The following is an 18,409-nucleotide window of genomic DNA, read 5'->3' as shown; positions in this document are numbered from 1 at the left end:
AGGCCGGGGACGCTTCACAAGTAGGCGGTTACGGCGAGGTGAAGGTGGATGACCTCGATCAACTGCGAGTGACGCATCTCGTCGTACGTCTCGGAGCTCAGCGCATTCGTCGCGGCGCGGAGCCCGTCGGGGTCGATGAGCCCGGTCTCGAACAGCGGAGAGCCTTGCCCGATCATCTCGGCGAGCAGAGTCGTGCCGTGCTGGACGAGAGCTGCTTCCACCACTTCGGCGAAGCTCTCCCGCTCAGTTGGCCACGTCACTTCGGAGCCCATGCCAAGTGATGCGAGACGGCGGCGTTGGAGCCGCTTGAGCTCGCGCCAGTCCATCGGAAGCGCTTCCCCGAGTGCCACCATCGCTTCGTCGGCGAACGGGTGGACCGGCCACAGTCCGGCGCGGAGAAGCACCGGCGCGGCGCTTTCTAGGGACAGCAGCGTCATGGAGTTCACCGCGGCCGGAGGGGCGATGCCGTCGTCACCGAACTCCGCGACCTGAGCGACACGTGCGCCGATCCAAGGAAGGGAGTCGGCGTCCTTCATCGAGCCTGCCGCCCGATGGGGATGCTCCTCCTGTGACAGCGCGACCATCTCGTCCCCGCCGATTCCGGTGACGACCGAGTGTGCGCCGGTGGCCGCAATGCGCCGCGTCATGCTTACAAAGGGGTAGTGCAGTGGGTCCTCGTACGGACTGATCGGCGCGCCCTGGGCCCTCAGGCAGTCGGGGTGGAGAGGCGAATGTTCCATGGCGTCGACAACCGCGTCCACCGGGCCGAAGGACACGGCGGAGCGCATCTGAGCGCGGCGCCGGATCTGTTGTTCGCGACCGGGGCCTCCGATCAGAAGCGCGGAGGTGTTCAGGCGCCCGGGGAAGCGCTCGGCGGCGCGTGTGGCGACCGTGCCCGAGTCGAAGCCGCCGGTGAGGTGGAAGTGGGTTCGTTCCGGATCCAGAGGCCGCAGGTCCAGGGCGTCATCGAGGCATTGCACGAATGCGTTCTGAACGTCGGCGTCCGGCGCCAGCTGGCGCGGACCGGCGTGCAGAGCGGGCGCCGGATATCGCAGGAAGAGGTGGCCGCCGTAGTGGGCGGTCGAGCGCTCGGTCAGTCGGTGAATCCCCGTGAAGAGTGTGTGCCGGCTGTAGCGGGGCCGGTACAGGAGCAGACGTGCGGCTTCCCGGACGTTGATGCTTCCGGCGTACGGCCGCAGGTCGGCCATGTCCCAGGAGCCGTGAAGAGTTGTCTCGTCGTGGGCGAGGTAGAGGGGTGTGGTCCGGCAGGCTCCGGCGGAGACCTGAACCGGCTCGTTTGGGACGGTCTCCATCAGGACGTAGTCCGCGGGCCACTGCCGCGCGAGACCGCGTATGGCGTCGTATTCGCCGGCCGTCGTCGGGCGTACGTCCGGCTCGCACGACGGCTGCCCGGCCACACGCTCGCGCACCACCAGTAAGGTACGGCGCCCGTCCGTCACGGCGAGCTGCTCGACCATTGGGTGCGCGAGCGGAGTGATCTTCCCTCGCTGATCTCCGGTTACGTAGCGACCGGAGCGCCACTGCCACGTGTCGTCGGCGTAGGGGGTGAGCTGAAGCGTGAGCACGAGCCCTCCAAGTCCGAACGTCCGGGTCGAGTCGCTCCTGCAGGCCGCATCGTCAGATGGCGGTGGTGTCGTAGGTGTGAGCGCCGTCCGCCGAGCCTTGTGCCTTCTTGTACTCATGCGACTCGGCCGGGGCTTGGACCCGACGGACGGCCTTCGTGACGAACAGGTCGTCGAAGACTCGTCGGCGCTGCGGTGGTGGGGTGAAGTCACGAATCATGGAGATGCCCTCCGGGGCGGGATGCGGTGGGTTCTGTCACTGTGACGCTACTGAAAGTCAGTTCGACGGGCCAGAGCGCCCTTTGGCTGACGACCAGTTGGGGTCGCGTACCTCGGAGGCCGTGCGAGTGAAGGGCGCCGTCAGATCAGGTGGTCGAACTCGCCGGCCTTCACGCCGAGGAGGAAGGCGCGCAGCTTGTCGCGGTCGGTGGTGACGATCGTGTCCGGTGCGTCGCTCTCTCGGAGGAGGATCTGGCCGTTCACGTGGGCCAGTTCGACGCACTTGATCTCGCCGTCGTGTCCTGAGTACGAGGACTTCTGCCAGTTGATGTGGGCGCTAGTGGGGTTCGTCATGGTTGGTGGCTCGCGTTCTGTGAGTGTTGTGGTGTGTGGGTTGCGTTCAGCGCGGTACGAGGGGGAGTCGGCGGGCTTCCGGGGTCCGGAACAGGCGGTACGGGTGGACGGTCCACTCCAGCCAGGCGCTGCGCCTGCTGAGCGAGAGCCCGCAGGGTTCGCCCCGGTGCAGGGCGGCGATGGCGCCGACGCAGCCGCCGCCGTCGGCCCAACTGAGGGCACGCTTGCGCTCTTTGGGTGGGAGCGTGGGGGCGAGTGCGCGGACGGACAGCCGGATCTGGCGGATTGCCTCGGCGGGGGTGCGGGCGGAGTGGCGTTCGATCTTGTCGATGTCCGAGCCCGCGGCGGTGAGCGAACGGTACGTGACGTGCTCGTACCAGTAGCGGATTTCGGTGTCCGGGCATGGCGAAGCTGCGGGCTGGTGCATGGATGGGCCTTCCGCCGTCGCTTGGGATGCGGGGTTGTCCCCGCCTGTCGCCGGCATGACGGGCGGCCGGACGGGGACAACCTTTCGGGCCTCTCCCTGGCCGGGCCAAGGGCAGGGGGAGGTACGTCGCCACGGGCCCGACCTGCCGAGTTGGCCGGTCCGGTTGCGACGCATGGTGACGGTAGCGTGACAGGCGGGAGTGTCGCAACGGTGGGACGTCCCAAAGTTGCGCCGTGGTTGACGGGCGGGGGTCGGTGCCTCCGGAGGGGGGTGTCCGGACGGCATGATTTACGGCGCGTGCAACGCTCGTTGGACCCGAGGGAGCCAGGTTTCTCACGCGCCACAAATCAGCCTGAGTGTCCGAACACCCCCCTCCTGCGACCCCGCCCCCCTCACGCCGGAGGGGCATCCGTACAAGCGCGAACGCCCCCCGCCTGTGAAGGCGGAGGGCGTTCGCGATGCCGGGTTCGTCAGATCAGGTGGTCGAACTCGCCGGCTTTGACGCCGAGTAGGAAGGCGCGCAGCTTCTCGGGACTCGTGGTGACGATCGTGTCCGGTACGTCGCTCTCGCGGAGGAGGATCTGGCCGTCGGCGTGGGCCAGTTCGACGCAGTCTTGATTGTTGTCGGCTCCGGAGAATGAGGACTTCTGCCAAACGATGTGGTCGGTCATGCCGCGTGACTCACATTTCTTGTGCGATGCGTTGGATGAATTTGGTCGATTCGGCGACGCCGAGTGAAATGGTCGCGACCGAATCAAGAAGCGACCGATACTTCGCGAGTTGCGCCTCGGCGTCCAGGAAGCCACCGTCGAAAGCGCTGTCGACCTGGACGGTGTCCAGTTGCGGGATCGCGGCGCCTGCGTAAAGCATCGGGTGGATGGACCCGTTCAACTGGGCATCGAACGGAATGATGCGGATGGTCACGCTTGGCCACTGCGAGACCTGGTGCAGAAAATCGAGCTGGGATCGAGCAACCTCGACGGGGCCGTACCTCATGCGGAGCGCTGCCTCGTGGATGAATGATTCGAACTTCGGTGGGTTCGGGCGGTCGAAGATTTCGCGACGCCGCGTGCGGTGCTCTACGCGCGCGTTGATCTCCGATTTCGGCAGGTCGGAGACGCCACTCGTGAACAGCTCGCGGGCATAAGCCTCTGTCTGGAAGAGGCCCGGGATGTAGAGCATCTGGATAGCTCGCAAATACAGCGCGTGATGTTCCAGTTCCGCGAGATCGAGGAATCCCGGTGACAGGATCCCGCGATAGTCCTCCCACCACCCCTTTCCGCGTTCCTCTGCCATGCTTGCGAGCGCGTCAACCAGGTGCTTGTCCGTCGCCGAGCAATGCGCGGCGATGCGCCGCACGCGTTCCGCGCTGACTCCGTACCTGCCGGATTCCAAGTGGCTGACCTGGGCTCGTTCCCCGCCCAGGAATGCCGCGACCGCGCTGCCGGACAGGCCCGCCCGTTCGCGCAGCTTTCGCAGCTCGGTCCCCACCCGCTTCTGCCGGGCTGTCGGATAGGCCCTCGGCGGCATGGATCCTCCCTCTCTGGTGCCTACGAGTGTGCCGTCCCACTGTGTCACCGGTCCACCCGTCCGGGTGCGACTTGCGTCCCACTGTTGCACCGTCCCACTGTTGTGCCCTACGTTCTGCAACGTGCCAGGCCGCACGGCCGAAGTGCAGCCGTTTCAGCGGCCGTTGCCACGTCCGGCGGGTTGCGCACACCCCCAGCCCACGGCACAGGGAGACCACGACATGCCCCCAGTGAGCCCCACCCCCCAACACCACGGCGGCGAGAGTTACCGACTCGTCGTGCCCAACACCGCCCACGCCCCCCGCCTCGCCCGGGACTTCATCAGCACGCTCCTCCACGTCAGCGGCTACACCGCCCTCGTGGACGACGCCCGGCTCTGCGTCACCGAGTTGGTCACCAACGCCCACCGGCACACTCGCACCCGGCAGATCCGGGTCGAGGCCGTCGTCAATCGGAAGCAGGCCACCGTGTACGTCTGCGACAGCAACCCCTGGGCCCTGCCCGTGCCCGGTGGGGTGAGCACCGGAGTCGTACAGGAGGACGGGCAGGGGTTACGGCTCGTCGAGAGTCTGGCCCGCGCCTGGGGGCTCACCATCTACGGCGGGTGCACGCCCGCGTACAAGGCCGTCTGGTTCACCCTCGCCCGCTGACGCGGTCATGGGCCTCGCGGACAGCTCAAGTGCCGCCCAGCGCTTGCACAAGCCGCGACCGGTAGCGGGTCACCGGCTCGTGGTTGGAGGCTGTCATCCGCGTCAACTGGTCCAGATCGGCGATCAGGTCAACAACGTCGCTGCGGGGAGGCGGGGACTCCAGGAACGCGGAAAGGGCGTCTTCCGCTTCCTCCCAGCGGGCCACGGCGCACAGGCCGACGACGAGATTCCCTCTGCCGTTCACACCACGGTCGCCGGGTTCTTGGGCGTCCCTCGTGAAGCACTCGATGGCCCGCACCAAGTCGGGGCCGCCGTCGCCGCGTCCGGAGGCGTGAAGGGTCAACGCCCGTTCGTAGCGTGCCCAACCATTCGTAGGTTCGATCTCGATGACGTGGGTGAAGTCGGCGAGTGCTTCGTCGTGGCGGTTCAGGGATTGGTACGTCTGGCCTCGGCCGGCGATGGCCCACGCGTAGTCGGGGTTGACTTCGATGGCGCTGTTGAGGTCGGTGAGGGCTTCGTCGTAACGACCCATGAGCCGGTAGATCTCGCCCCGGCCGCAGATGATCCAGGCGGCTTGGGGGTTGAGTTCGATGGCGTGGGTGAGCTCGGTCAGTGCTTCGTCGTGGCGTTCCAGGGATGCAAGGGTCTGGCCGCGCTTGGCGATGGCCCACGCGTAGTCGGGGTCGAGTTCGATGGCTCGGGTGAGGTCGGTGAGGGCTTCGTCGTAGCGTCCCAGGGAACGGTAGGACTCTCCACGGTTGGCGAGGGCCAGGTCGGCTTGGGGATTGAGTTCGATGGCTCGGGTGAGGTCGGTGAGGGCTTCTTCGTGGCGGCCCAGGGACTGGTAGGCGAAGCCGCGGTTGGCGATGGCTCCGGTGTAGTCAGGGTCGAGTTCGATGGCGCGGGTGAGGTCGGTGAGGGCTTCTTCGTGGCGGCTCAAGGAATGAAAGGTGAGGCCGCGAGTGGCGATGGCTCCGGTGTAGTCGGGGTCGAGTTCGATGGCGCGGGTGAGGTCGGTGAGGGCTTCTTCGTGGCGGCCCAGGGAATGAAAGGTGAGGCCGCGAGTGGCGATGGCGCGGGTGTAGTCGGGGTCGAGTTCGATGGCGCGGGTGAGGTCGGTGATCGCTTCGTCGTAGCGTCTCAGGGACCAGCAGGTCGCACCGCGGCCGGCGATGGCCCAGTCGGCCTGGGGGTCGAGTTCGATGGCGCGGGTGAAGTCGGTGATCGCTTCTTCGTGGCGGCCCAGGGACTGGTAGGCGAAGCCGCGGCTGGCGATGGCTCCGTCGTAGTCCGGGTTGAGTTCGATGGCTCGGCTGAAGTCGGTGATCGCTTCTTCGTGGCGGCCCAGGGACTGGTAGGCGAGGCCCCGGTTGGCGATGGCCCAGTCGGCCTGAGGGTCGAGTTCGATGGCTCGGTTGAAGTCGGTGAGCGCGTCCTCGTGGCGTCCCGTCTCCCGGTAGATCTCACCGCGGCTGGTGATGGCCCACATGTAGTTGGGGTTGAGTTCGATGGCACGGCTGAAGTCGGTGATCGCTTCGTCGCGGCGGCCCAGGGACTGGTAGGTCTGGCCGCGCTTGGCGGCGGTCCATGCATGGTTGGGGTTGAGTTCGATGGCGCGGTTGAAGTCGGTGAGCGCGTCGTCGTAACGTCCCATGAGTCGGTAGGTCTCGCCGCGGCTGGCGATGTCCCACGCATGGTTGGGGTTGATCTCGATGGCCCGGTCGAGGTCGGCGAGGGCTTCCTCGTAACGTCCCGTGAGCCGGTAGGTCTCGCCGCGGCCCGCGTAAAGCCGTGAGGAATCGGGGGCCAGCCGCTGGGCTGCCGCGTAGTCGGCCAAGGCGGCGTCATAGTCGCCCGCGAATCGGTGGTCCCGCGCGCGGACCAGGCGGGCCAGTGCGCGGGCCTCGGTGCCGAGTTCAGGGGCGGTGAGCAGCGCCGTCAGTACGGCGATACCCGCCCCGTCCTGTTCCGCCGTGGTTTCGAGGCGTTGGCCCCACGTGATGAGCACAGGCGAGTCGGCGTCGTGGCCCGCCTGGCCGAGGACCTGGGCCCAGCGGCGCAGGGTCGCCAGGTCGTGGTCGATCGCGTGGATGGTCTGCAGCAGGGCGTCGGGCAGTGCGGTGCGGGGGGCCGCGCACAGGCGGTGGTAGGTCTCGTTGAGGCGGTGTTCGCGCCAGGTGGCGTCGTCCCAGCAGGCGTCCGTGTCGGTACCCAGCCCGGCTTCGACAGCTCGGCGCCACTGTTCGAAGGCGTCCGCCAGGCGGGTGTGCTGCCGCTGCCAGCGGGTGGGCGACTGCGTCCGTTGCAGGCGGAGCATCGTGTCGCGGACGACGTCGTGGTAGCGGCAGCGGCCGGCCTGGTGGGAGACGAAGGCCAGGGCGCGAAGCCATGGGTAGCCGTCGGCCGTGGAGTCGGGGGCGGCGACCCGGTAGATGTCCTCGTCGAGCTGGAGGGGCAGTGCGCAGGCCCGCGCGGCTTTGCGGCGCTCGGCGTCCGGTTCCCATTTGAGGAATCTCTCGACCGCGGTCTCGGAGCGGTCGATGACGGTCTCGTCGGCGTTCTGGCCGCCGCTGGCGAGCATGTCGACCAGGAGTGGCAGTCGTCCTGACAGACGCAGGACCAGTTCGACGTTCTGCTCGCTGGTGACTCCGCGAGTGGCGAGCAGCGTGCGTGCTTCGTCCTCGGTGAACACGTCCAGGCCCACCTCGACGACCTGGCCCAGATGGTCTCCCCAGACGCGCGGCTCCAGTTGCGACCGGCCGGACAGCACGATCTGCGCGTTGACCGGCAGGGTGCCGTGGTCCTCGGTGAAGATGATGCTCTGCAACCAGGCGTCGAGAACCGGGCCGGTCCGCTCGTACACGTCGAAGAACAGCACCACCCGCTCGCACCGCTCCGCCACCTCCGCCAGCTCCTCCAGGAACACCGGCGTCAGGCCCGCCAACGGCTTCATCACGAGTTGTACGTCATCGTGATTGCGCAGCCGCGTGTTCAGCATCGCCCGCATCCGGTCCGCCCCGAGCGCGACCTGTCCCGGATCCATCGCTCCGGCGAACGCCCCCACCACCGGCAGCATCCCCAGCCCCGCCAGGCCGAGCTGTGCCGCGACCGTGCTCGACGGTGACGCGGGCGTGGGCTCCCCGGCACCCGCTTCCCCGGCCCCCGCTTCTCCGGCGGCCGGTTGCTGCGCGGGTGCTGTGCTCTCGGCCTGGTGACGGCGCTGACGGTACGTGGCGAGCTGTTTGTCGAACTTCTTCAGCGGATGTCCCTGCCGGCCCAGCCGGTCGCTGACCGTCTCCATCGCTTCGAGCGCGTCATGCACCTCGTCGTCCACGAAGGCGGTGACCACCGACGTCTGCTCACGCGCGGTCGCCTCCCACTGGTGCACGAGCGTCGACTTCCCCACCCCGCCGTTGCCGTGCACATGGAACAGATAGGGGAAGTCGACCTCCTCGGGATTGCGCGCGAACGTCTCCCGGAACACCGCCAGTTCGCCACGGCGCCCCACGAACCCCGCACTCTCGCCACGCCGATTGATCTCCTGCCGAGACGGCCTGCGCACGGCCACACCAACCACCCCCTGGATGAGGATTCATGATGTCGCGTCACCTGGACGGCCGGTACCCCCGACCGGGCCGACGCGCCGGAGCGCGCGTCAGGCCCGGTGCCGCGAGTGCGGCACCGGGCCTGACGTGAGGAAGGGTTACGCGGGGTCGATGCGGGAGACGCTGCCGCCGATGGCGAGCGCGTACAGCTCGCCGTCGCCGCTCTGGACGAAGGAGATGACCTCGCCGCCGTTGACTCCGAGGTCGCCCTGCCCGGTCACGGCGCCGTTCTCGATCGTCAGGGTGCGGAGCGTGCCGTCGCAGTAGTCGCTGTAGACGTACTGCCCCTGGAGGTCGGGGATCGCGTCGCCCCGGTAGACGAAGCCGCCGGTGACCGAGCAGCCGAGGCCGTTGCGGTCGTACTCGTGGACGGGCGGGACGTGGTTCGCGGGCTCGGTGCCGCCGCGGAAGGGGTGGTTGCCCTCCATGGAGGCCCAGCCGTAGTTCTCGCCGCCCTTGCTGTCCCCGGAGGCCCAGTCGATCTCTTCCCACTCGCTCTGGCCGACGTCGGCGATCAGCATGTCACCGGTGCCGGAGTCGAAGGAGAACCGCCAGGGGTTGCGGAGCCCGTACGACCAGATCTCGTCCTTGGCGTTGGGGTCGTTCACGAACGGGTTGTCCGCCGGGATGGCGTACGGCTCGGCGCCGGTCGGGTCGATCCGCAGGATCTTGCCGAGCAGCGTGTCGAGGTTCTGTCCGTTGCCCTGCGGGTCGCCGCCCGAACCGCCGTCGCCCAGCGCGATGTAGAGGTAGCCGTCGGGGCCGAACTTGATGTCCCCGCCGTTGTGGTTCTCGAACGGCTGCGTCTGGGTGAGGACGGTGCGCCGGGTGTCCGGCTGGATCGCGCCGTCCTGTACCGCGAACTCGTCGATCGTGCTGGTGCCCTCGAGATTCGTGAACGAGATGTAGAAGTGCGCCAGTTCGTTGTCGAACGCGATGCCCAGCAGGCCGCGTTCGCCGTCGGTGGTGGTCTCGGCGGAGATGTCGAGCACGGGCTCGCCGAGCCCCTGGTCGGTCAAGACCCGTACCGTGCCAGCGCGTTCGGCGATCCAGACGGTGTCGCCGGGGCCGGCCGCGCCTGCGATCGGATTCTGGGCGGTGGCCACTTCCGTGAGCGCGACCGCCGCCTGCTGTGGGGCGGCGGTGGTGGGCTCGTCGGCGGATGCCGGGCCTAGGGCAAGGGTGCCGATGAGGCAGATGGTGCCGATGATCGCCGAGCTTCTGGTGCGAACTTTCACCGTGACTCCTAGAGGCGGCGAGTGGGGGGACCCGGCTGCTCGGGCGGAGCTGTGCGGAGTTGTAGGGGCGTCGCCCGTGCCAGCACGCAACCTGGGTGGGGGGATTGAGTGCTACTGGTCACGGGTGAGGATACAGAGACAGGTGTGGTCTGGCCTAGACCAATACCCGTCCAGTTGTCTCCGCCGATTTACGTCGCCCCCTCCGTCTCCGCCCATGGGACGGCCCGGTGCCGCGAGTGCGGCACCGGGCCTGACCTGAGTAGGGGTTACGCCGGGTCGATACGGGAGACGCTGCCGCCGATGGCGAGTACGTACAGCTCGCCGTCGCCGCCCTGGACGAAGGAGATGACCTCGCCGTTGGTGACGCCGAGGTCGCTCTGGCCGGTCACCTTGCCGTTCTTCAGCTGCAGGGTGCGCACCGTGCCGTCGCAGTAGTCGCTGTACACGTACTGGCCCTTGAGGGCCGGGATCGCCTTGCCCCGGTAGACGAAGCCGCCGGTGACCGAGCAGCCCAGGCCGGTGCGGTCGTACTCGTAGACCGGGGGTGTGTGGTTCGCGGGCTCCGTGCCGCCCCGGAAGGGATGGGTGCCCTCCATGGAGGCCCAGCCGTAGTTCTCGCCGCCCTTGCTCTTCGCCGAGGCCCAGTCGATCTCCTCCCAGTCGCTCTGGCCCACATCGGCGATCAGCATGTCGCCCGTGCCGGAGTCGAAGGAGAACCGCCAGGGGTTGCGGAGCCCGTACGCCCAGATCTCGTCCTTGGCGTTGGGGTCGTTCACGAACGGGTTGCTCTTCGGGATCGTGTAGGGCTTGCCGCTGTACTTGCCGCCGGCCGGGTCGATCCGCAGGATCTTGCCGAGCAGGGTGTCGAGGTTCTGGCCGTTGCCGTGCGGGTCGCCGCCCGAGCCGCCGTCGCCGAGTGCGATGTAGAGGTAGCCGTCGGGGCCGAACTTGATGTCGCCGCCGTTGTGGTTCTCGTACGGCTGGGTCTGGGTGATGACGGTGCGCCGGGTCTGCGGCTGGAGCTTGCCGTTCCGCAGGGCGATCTCGTCGACGGTGCTGGTGCCTTCGAGGTCCGTGTACGAGATGTAGAAGTGCGCGAGCTTCTTGTCGAATGCCACCCCCAGCAGGCCGCGTTCGCCGTCGGTGGTGGTCTCGGCGGAGATGTCGAGGACGGGCGCGCTGAGTCCTTGGTCGGTCAGGACCCGTACGGTTCCCGCGCGTTCGGCGATCCATACCGTGCCACGCGGCCCGGCGGCGCCGGCGATGGGGTTCTGGGCCTTGGCCACTTCCGTGAGCGCCACTTCGGCCGCCGGACGCGGGCCGCGAGGCTCGTCGGCGGAGGCCGTGGTCAGTGCGAGGGAAGCGGCGATGAGGGAGATGGTGCCGATGATCGCCGAGCTTCTGGTGCGAACTTTCACCGTGACTCCTAGAGGCGGCGAATGGGGGACCCGGCTGCTTGGGCAGTGTTGGGTGGGCGTCGCCCGCGCCGGCGCGCAACCTGGGTGAAGGATTTGTGTGCTGCCGGTCACGGATGAGAATACAGAGACAGGAGTGCTTGGACTAGACCAATGCGTCGGTCCGTTCACCGTCAGGCCCACCACCCGGACCGCCCGCCCGGCCCACTCCCCGCGCCGACTACCCTGGGCAGTCGATCCATCCGTCCCGTAGCAGGAGTGAAATGGCCGTCAATCTGGTCAATGTCGAGGCAGTCACCAAGGTGTACGGCACCCGTGCGCTGCTCGACGGTGTCTCTCTCGGCGTCTCCGAGGGAGACAGGATCGGGGTCGTCGGGCGGAACGGGGACGGCAAGACCACCCTCATCCGGATGCTCGCCAAGCTGGAGGAGGCCGACACCGGGCGGGTCACGCACAGTGGCGGGCTCCGGCTCGGGGTGCTCACGCAGCACGACTCGCTCGATCCCGAGGCCACCGTCCGGCACGAGGTCATCGGGGATCTCGCCGACCACGAGTGGGCCGGCAACGCCAAGATCCGGGACGTCCTCACCGGGCTGTTCGGCGGGCTCGACATGGCCGGGTTCCCGCAGGGGCTCGACACCGTCATCGGGCCGCTGTCCGGTGGCGAGCGGCGCCGGATCGCGCTCGCGAAGCTGCTCATCGCCGAGCAGGACGTGATCATCCTCGACGAGCCGACGAACCATCTCGACGTCGAGGGCATCTCCTGGCTGGCCCGCCATCTGCGCGAGCGCCGCTCCGCGCTCGTCGTCGTGACGCACGACCGGTGGTTCCTGGACCAGGTCTGTACGCGGATGTGGGACGTGCAGCGCGGCGCGGTGCACGAGTACGAGGGCGGCTACTCCGACTACGTCTTCGCCCGCGCCGAGCGCGAGCGCATCGCCGCCACCGAGGAGTCCAAGCGGCAGAACCTGGTGCGCAAGGAGCTGGCGTGGCTGCGGCGCGGCCCGCCGGCCCGTACCTCCAAGCCGCGCTACCGCATCGAGGCCGCCAACGAACTGATCGCGGACGTGCCGCCGCCCCGCGACACCTCGTCGCTGATGAAGTTCGCCAACGCGCGCCTCGGCAAGACGGTCTTCGACCTGGAGGACGTCACCGTCCAGGCCGGGCCGAAGGTGCTGCTCAAGCATCTGACCTGGCAGCTCGGCCCCGGCGACCGCATCGGCCTCGTCGGCGTCAACGGCGCGGGCAAGACGTCCCTCCTGCGCGCGCTCGCCGAGGCGGCCCGTACACAGGGCGACGTCCAGCCCGAGGCCGGGAAGGTGATCGTCGGCCGGACCGTCAAGCTGGCGTATCTGTCGCAGGAGGTCAGCGAACTCAAGCCCACGCTGCGGGTGTTGGAGGCCGTCCAGCAGGTGCGCGACCGGGTCGACCTCGGTACGGGGCGGGAGATGACCGCCGGGCAGCTCTGCGAGCAGTTCGGCTTCAGCAAGGACAAGCAGTGGACGCCCGTCGGTGACCTCTCCGGCGGTGAGCGGCGCAGGCTGCAGATCCTGCGGCTGCTGATGGACGAGCCCAACGTGCTGTTCCTGGACGAGCCGACGAACGACCTCGACATCGAGACGCTCACCCAGCTCGAAGACCTCCTCGACGGCTGGCCCGGTTCGATGGTCGTCATCAGCCACGACCGGTTCTTCATCGAGCGGACGACGGACAAGGTGTACGCGCTCCTCGGCGACGCCGCCCTGCGTCATCTGCCGCGCGGTATCGACGAGTACCTGGAGCGGCGGCGCAAGGTCGTCGAGTCGGCGCCTCCGGCGTCCGCCCCGGCGCGCTCCGGTGGAACACCCGCGCCGGCCGCCGCGCCCGCCGCGTCGGCGAAGGACAACCGCGCGGCGAAGAAGGAACTCCAGCGGATCGAGCGTCAACTCGACAAGATGTCGACCCGCGAGACCACCCTTCACGGACAGATCGCCGAAAGCGCCACGGACTTTGACAAGGTGGCGAAACTCGACAGTGAACTCCGTGAACTCGTCGCGCAGCGCGACGAGTTGGAGATGCGCTGGATGGAGCTGGCCGAGGACGCGTAGAGGTCCCGTACAGACCTCGTAACGACAGCATCACGGGCCGGTCCTCCCTTGGGAACAGGGGCGGACCGGCCCCTCCCGTACAGGGGTGCGAGTGATACAAAGAAGGCCCGCTCGACTGACGTGACACTGCGGATTCCCAAGCCCGAATCGCTCCATTCCGGTGGCCCCGGCTGACACGAACGACAGCCGATTTCCAGCCAGCAGGAATAGCGGGGGAGACCGATCGGACGAAGGACCGTACGACAAGGGGGAAGCGCTGATGACCCAGCCGCCCAGCCAGCCACCGCCGCCGGGACAGCAGCCGGGCCAACAGCCGGGATACGGGTACCCGCAGGGGCCGCCGCAAGGGCAGCCGCAGTACGGCTACCCGCAGACGCCGCCCGTCCCCGGCCAGCCGCCGGGTCAGCCGGGCCAGCCGCCTCAGCCGGGGCCGTACAACCAGCCCGGCCCGTACGGGCAGCAGCAGCCGCAGGGCCAGCCCGGCCCGTACAACCAGCCGGGTCCCTACGGCCAGCAGCCCGGCCCCTACAACCAGCCGGGACCGTACGGCCAGCAGCCCAACCCGTACGGCGGTGGCGGCGGCTACCCGCCCCAGCAGTTCCCCGGCGCGCCCACCCCACCCCCGGGCGGCAACGGCGGCGGCAGCTTCTTCAAGCGCAAGCCCGGCGTCGTCATCGCGGCGGCCGTCGCGGGCCTGCTCGTCATCGGCGGCGGCACCTGGTTCTTCGCCGGTGGTGACGACGACAGCGGCGGCAAGAAGAACGTCAGTAAGGACAAGGACGCCAAGCCCACCGGCGAGTCCACCCCGGACGACGGCGACGGCACCGGCGGCGGGCGCGACGCGCAGGACGACCTCAACGCCGGGCGCAAGGACGGCGAGTCGAAGGTCCTGTGGCTCCAGAAGAACGACGTCGACCTGCCGAAGAACGGCTCCGACGTGTACGGCCCGTGGTTCGCCGGCGATGTCGTCGTCAAGGCCATGTACAAGAAGATCGCCGGATACAGCGCCGCGGACGGCAAGCAGAAGTGGACCCTCACCCTGCCCGCCGAGGTGTGCGCCGCCCCCTCGACGTCTACGGACGACGGCAGGATCGTTCTCGGGATCAAGGACGGTGTCACGGAGAAGTCCGACTGCTCCGTCCTCCAGGAGATCGACCTCAAGACCGGCAAGGGCGGCTGGAAGCAGGAGCTGAAGCAGCAGGGCAACTTCGACTTCCTGTCCGACATCACCCTCTCCATCAACGGCGACACCGTCTCCGCGGCCCGCACCGGCCACGTCAACGCCTTCCGGATGAGCGACGGCAAGGCCCTCTTCGACAAGGTGCCCGGCAACTGCCAGCCCAACGCCGTCGCGAGCGGCCCCCGGATGATCGCCGCCGAGTCGTGCCCCGGCGGTGACATCGACAAGCAGCAGAACCAGGTGCAGGAGCTGGACCCGACCACCGGCAAGGCCCGTTGGACGTACAAGCTCAAGACGAACTGGGAACTCGACAAGGTCTATTCGAGCAACCCGATCGTCCTGTCGCTGACCGAGCCGGACAAGAAGTCCTGGGCCATCGTCGCGCTCAACGACAACGGCACCGTGCGCTCCCAGATCGACGGCGGCAAGGACAAGTTCCAGCCCAACTGCGGCGGAAGCTTCATCGTCTTCGGCGCCAACCTGGACGGCTGCACCGGCGTCGCCGCCGACGCCAGCACCTTCTACATGGCGACGCAGCCGAGCGAGACCGGATCGAGCGGCACCAACGAGGTCATCGCCTTCAACCTCGCCAACGGCAAGGCCAAGTGGCGCGCCAAGGCCCCGGCCGAGCGCGTCATGACGCCGCTGCGGATGGAGGGCGCGAACGTGGTCCTCTACTTCGAGCCGGCGTACGACAAGGGCGGCGCCATCGCGACCCTGGCGCCCACCGGAGGCGCCCCGAAGGTGCTGCTCCAGAACCCGCAGTCCACCTCCGAGATCGAGAACTCCTTCTACGACTCCGAACTGGACTACGTGGACGGGCGGTTCTACGTGACCAGCAGCCGGGTCAGCGCCACCGACGACAAGGCGGAGATGGAGACGAAGACCATGATGGCGTTCGGCAAGTGACGCGCCATGTCTCTCCCTCTCTCCCGCTCCGTACGCACACTCATCTCTCCGAGGTAAGCACGCCATGACGCAGCCGCCCCAGCCGCCCAACGAGCCCCCGCAGGGCGGGTTCGGCAAGCCGCAGGAGCCACCCGCCGGTGGCTTCGGCGCACCGACCGAGCCGCCCCCGGGTGGCTTCGGCGCCCCGACACCGCCGCCCGAGCAGCCCGGTTACGGTTACCCGCAGCAGCCCCCCGGGCAGCCGCAGTACGGCTATCCGCAGCAGGGCCAGCCGCCGCAGCAGCCCCCCGGCCAACCGGGATACGGCCACCCGCAGCAGCCGCCGACCCAGCCGACGGGTCAGCCGCAGTACGGGTACCCGCAGCAGGGTCAGCCCCAGTACGGGTACCCGCAGCAGCCCGGCTACCCGCAGCAGCCGGGTCAGCCGTACACGCAGCCCGGTCAGCCGTACGTCCAGCCCGGCCAGGGCGGCCCCGGTACGCCCGGCGGCGGCAAGAAGATCAGCACGCAGGCGCAGATCATCATCGCCGCGGTGGTCGCCGTCGTCCTGATCGTCGGCGGTGGCGTCTACTTCGCCTCCGGCGACGGCGACAAGGACGACCAGGCCAAGACGTCCGACTCCAAAGACACCCAGAAGGACGGCGAGGACGGCAAGTCCCTCGGCGGCGGCAAGGAGAAGCCCCCGGCCAACACCAAGTCGAAGGTCGCCTTCCAGCTGCCGCAGCCCAAGGTCGGCGACATCACCGACGTGTCCGGCTCGTGGATCACCGACAAGGCGTACATCAAGACCGGTGTGAACCAGATCGTCGCCTACGAGCCGGACACCGGCAAGCAGCTCTGGACCATCCCGCTGCCCGGCCAGGTCTGCGCGGCCTCGCGCCATGCCACCGAGGACAACAAGACGGCCGTCGTCTTCGCCGCGAGCAAGCCGACCGCCAAGGAGAAGTACGTCCAGTGCACCGAGGTCGGCGCGATCGACCTCTCCCTGGGCAAGCTGCTGTGGACCAAGTCCGTCACGGGCGGCAACGCCGGTGACGACAAGGCCGCCTTCCGTGAGGTCACCCTCAGCGGTACGACCGTCGCCGTCGGCGGCACCGACGGCGGCGCGGCCTTCGACCTCGGCTCCGGCGACAACCTGTGGAAGCCCGAGATCAAGGCCGACGGCTGCTACGACATGGGTTACGGCGGCGGCGAAGGACTCGTCGCGGCCCGCAAGTGCGGCTCGTACGACGACCCGACGGTGCTCGTCCAGAACCTGAAGCCGTCCGACGGGTCGCCGATCTCCGAGTTCAAGCTGCCGGCGGGCGTCGAGTACGTGTCCATCGTCTCCACCAAGCCGCTCGTCGTCGCGGCCGACGTCGGCGACACCGCCGGTGACGGCAGCAGCATCTCGGACTTCTTCTCCATCGACGAGAAGACCGGCAAGCTGCGCGCCAAGATCCCCGTGGACGCCGACAAGTACGCGGCCAACTGCGGGGCCACCGAGGTCGAGCAGTGCAGCAAGCTCGCCGTCGGCAACGGCAAGATCTATGTGCCGACCGAGGAGCACGAGGGCACCGGCGAGGACTACGGCCAGACCAACGAGATCGTCTCCTTCGACCTCGCGACCGGCAAGGCCACGACGGACCGGGCCGACGCGGGCGAGCGCTACGCGATGTACCCGCTGCGCATGGACGGGTCGAACATCATCGCGTACAAGTGGCCGCCCTACGACAAGGGCGGACAGATCGTCTCCATCGACGGCGGGACCTTCAAGGAGACGGTTCTCATGGAGAACCCGGGCGAGGAGTCGGTCCGCGAGGCCGAGACCAGCTTCTCGCTGGACGGCGCGGAGGTCCGGTTCGCCAACGGCCGGATGTACACCTCGGAGACGCTGATCAGCGAGCCGAGCACCGCCGGCGACCGCAAGGAGTACCTCGTGGTGGCGTTCACCACGAACTAGCACCGCCTCGTAGCGCGTGTGTGTTCTCGATCGCCGGGTGGGCCGCGTACAGGCGGCCCGCCCGGCGATCGACGATCATCCGGCCATCTGATCCGCGCCGAATAGCGGCGAATTCGACAAGTAGGCGTCTTCTTACCCGTACGGGGGCGCGCGACTTCGGCCGAGCGTGTAGCTTGCCGGGTCAGGAGGGCCGGGGGGCCCGGAGCCTGCGGGGGATGGGGTTGCTCAATGGGCGTACGGCTCATGGTGGTTGACGACCACCGACTACTCGCGGAGGCGCTCGCCTCGGCCCTGAAACTGCGCGGGCACCGGGTGCTCGCCGCGGCGGCGCCCACGGCAGGCGCCGCCGAACTCGTCGTGAGCCGGGCGCCCGAGGTGTGCCTCATGGGGACCGCGGCACCGGACGAGCCCGGCGCCTTCGACCCGATCGTACGGATCAAACGGGACCGCCCGCAGGTGGCGGTCGTGGTGCTCGGCCCGGTGCCGAACCCGCGCGGCATCGCCGCCGCCTTCGCGGCCGGGGCATGCGGATACGTACGGCACGACGAGCGCATCGAGGGCGTCGAGCGGGCGATCGTGAAGGCGCGGGCGGGCGACGCGGCCGTGGCGCCGGGGCTGTTGCAGGGCGCGTTCACCGAGCTGCTGAATCCGGCGGTCCAGCCGGACGACGAGGGGCAGCGGCTGCTGCGGATGCTCACCCCGCGCGAGATCGAGGTCCTGGTGCGGGTCGCCGAGGGGGAGGACACCCGGCTGATCGCCGCCGGCATGGGCATCGCGCCGAGCACGGCCCGTACGCATGTGCAGCGGGTCCTGATGAAGCTGGGCGTCGGCTCCCGGCTGGAGGCGGCGGCGCTGGCCGCGCGGACGGGGCTGCTGGACCGGGCGGTCGTGACGGTCCTGCCGGACGGGCCGAGACACGGCCCGCCCGGCGATTGAGCGCCCGGCGACTGCGGACTACTCCTTGGCGTCCGCGCCGTCCGTCGCGGTCGGCGGCGGTAGCTGCGTCGGGCGCAGCTTCATCCAGCCCAGGAAGAACAGGCCGAGTGCCAGCATCGCCAGCCCCGTCCAGAGGTTGATGTTGATGTCCTCGGCCTTCTTCATGTCCGCGTCGGACACGAAGACACCGGCGACGGTGACGATCACCCCGTACAGCGTGAACAGGCCGCCGATGATGAGACGGATGTCGAACAGGCGGGCCGCCGTGGCGGACTTGCCTTCCAGTTCGGAGACTTCTTTGTGCAGGTCGGACATGGTGTGTGCCTCCGCTTCGG

At 68.7% G+C, this 18,409-nt stretch carries 15 protein-coding genes; 5 read left to right on the top strand and 10 right to left on the bottom strand.

Translation table 11 applies throughout. From position 1 onward, the window contains the following. Window positions 1–14: 14 nt before the first annotated feature. The 6 genes from ACFT9I_RS05520 to ACFT9I_RS05495 form a co-directional block, all read right to left on the bottom strand. Window positions 15–1,208: an asparagine synthase-related protein gene (locus ACFT9I_RS05520; RefSeq protein ID WP_382561075.1), complete on the bottom strand. Its 1,194-nt coding sequence runs from the start codon at window positions 1,206–1,208 to the stop codon at window positions 15–17. A 430-nt stretch (window positions 1,209–1,638) separates the two neighbouring features. Next, window positions 1,639–1,803, bottom strand: a complete 165-nt coding sequence (locus tag ACFT9I_RS05515; protein WP_382561073.1) for a hypothetical protein — start codon at window positions 1,801–1,803, stop codon at window positions 1,639–1,641. Between the two features lie 140 nt (window positions 1,804–1,943). Then, complete coding sequence (locus ACFT9I_RS05510) at window positions 1,944–2,156, bottom strand: DUF397 domain-containing protein (protein WP_382561071.1); 213 nt, start codon at window positions 2,154–2,156, stop codon at window positions 1,944–1,946. 46 nt (window positions 2,157–2,202) lie between these two features. Then, complete coding sequence (locus tag ACFT9I_RS05505; RefSeq protein ID WP_382561069.1) at window positions 2,203–2,583, bottom strand: hypothetical protein; 381 nt, start codon at window positions 2,581–2,583, stop codon at window positions 2,203–2,205. A gap of 470 nt (window positions 2,584–3,053) precedes the next feature. Next, on the bottom strand, window positions 3,054–3,254 hold the full coding sequence (locus ACFT9I_RS05500) for a DUF397 domain-containing protein (RefSeq protein ID WP_382561067.1): 201 nt from the start codon (window positions 3,252–3,254) through the stop codon (window positions 3,054–3,056). Window positions 3,255–3,264: 10 nt separating this feature from the next. Beyond that, window positions 3,265–4,113 (bottom strand): helix-turn-helix domain-containing protein, encoded by an 849-nt coding sequence (locus ACFT9I_RS05495; RefSeq protein ID WP_382561064.1) that lies wholly within the window; start codon window positions 4,111–4,113, stop codon window positions 3,265–3,267. Window positions 4,114–4,333: 220 nt separating this feature from the next. Between ACFT9I_RS05495 and ACFT9I_RS05490 the strand changes: the two genes are divergently transcribed. Next, window positions 4,334–4,762, top strand: coding sequence for an ATP-binding protein (locus ACFT9I_RS05490; protein WP_382561062.1), 429 nt, complete (start codon window positions 4,334–4,336; stop codon window positions 4,760–4,762). Window positions 4,763–4,787: 25 nt separating this feature from the next. Here ACFT9I_RS05490 and ACFT9I_RS05485 read toward each other — a convergent pair whose 3' ends face one another. The 3 genes from ACFT9I_RS05485 to ACFT9I_RS05475 all read right to left on the bottom strand — a co-directional run bounded on the left by ACFT9I_RS05485 (window position 4,788) and on the right by ACFT9I_RS05475 (window position 11,023). Next, a complete protein-coding gene (locus ACFT9I_RS05485; protein WP_382561060.1) occupies window positions 4,788–8,324 on the bottom strand; it encodes a tetratricopeptide repeat protein in 3,537 nt (1,178 codons plus the stop codon). Between the two features lie 141 nt (window positions 8,325–8,465). After that, window positions 8,466–9,605: a PQQ-dependent sugar dehydrogenase gene (locus ACFT9I_RS05480; RefSeq protein ID WP_382561058.1), complete on the bottom strand. Its 1,140-nt coding sequence runs from the start codon at window positions 9,603–9,605 to the stop codon at window positions 8,466–8,468. A 266-nt stretch (window positions 9,606–9,871) separates the two neighbouring features. Then, the gene (locus tag ACFT9I_RS05475) at window positions 9,872–11,023 is read right to left on the bottom strand and encodes a PQQ-dependent sugar dehydrogenase (RefSeq protein ID WP_382561056.1); all 1,152 of its coding nucleotides are present in this window, start codon (window positions 11,021–11,023) and stop codon (window positions 9,872–9,874) included. Between the two features lie 260 nt (window positions 11,024–11,283). Between ACFT9I_RS05475 and ACFT9I_RS05470 the strand changes: the two genes are divergently transcribed. The 4 genes from ACFT9I_RS05470 to ACFT9I_RS05455 all read left to right on the top strand — a co-directional run bounded on the left by ACFT9I_RS05470 (window position 11,284) and on the right by ACFT9I_RS05455 (window position 18,074). Then, complete coding sequence (locus ACFT9I_RS05470; RefSeq protein WP_382561055.1) at window positions 11,284–13,107, top strand: ABC-F family ATP-binding cassette domain-containing protein; 1,824 nt, start codon at window positions 11,284–11,286, stop codon at window positions 13,105–13,107. A 259-nt stretch (window positions 13,108–13,366) separates the two neighbouring features. Beyond that, window positions 13,367–15,196, top strand: a complete 1,830-nt coding sequence (locus ACFT9I_RS05465) for a PQQ-binding-like beta-propeller repeat protein (protein WP_382561053.1) — start codon at window positions 13,367–13,369, stop codon at window positions 15,194–15,196. A 64-nt stretch (window positions 15,197–15,260) separates the two neighbouring features. Next, on the top strand, window positions 15,261–17,138 hold the full coding sequence (locus ACFT9I_RS05460; RefSeq protein ID WP_382561051.1) for a PQQ-binding-like beta-propeller repeat protein: 1,878 nt from the start codon (window positions 15,261–15,263) through the stop codon (window positions 17,136–17,138). A 228-nt stretch (window positions 17,139–17,366) separates the two neighbouring features. Continuing rightward, window positions 17,367–18,074, top strand: coding sequence for a LuxR C-terminal-related transcriptional regulator (locus ACFT9I_RS05455; RefSeq protein WP_382561049.1), 708 nt, complete (start codon window positions 17,367–17,369; stop codon window positions 18,072–18,074). A gap of 18 nt (window positions 18,075–18,092) precedes the next feature. Here ACFT9I_RS05455 and ACFT9I_RS05450 read toward each other — a convergent pair whose 3' ends face one another. After that, window positions 18,093–18,389 (bottom strand): hypothetical protein, encoded by a 297-nt coding sequence (locus tag ACFT9I_RS05450; RefSeq protein ID WP_382561047.1) that lies wholly within the window; start codon window positions 18,387–18,389, stop codon window positions 18,093–18,095. Between the last annotated feature and the right edge of the window lie 20 nt (window positions 18,390–18,409).

This window comes from Streptomyces sp. NPDC057137 (assembly GCF_042670825.1).
GTDB lineage: Bacteria > Actinomycetota > Actinomycetes > Streptomycetales > Streptomycetaceae > Streptomyces.
This window is presented reverse-complemented; position numbering and strand designations above follow the sequence as displayed.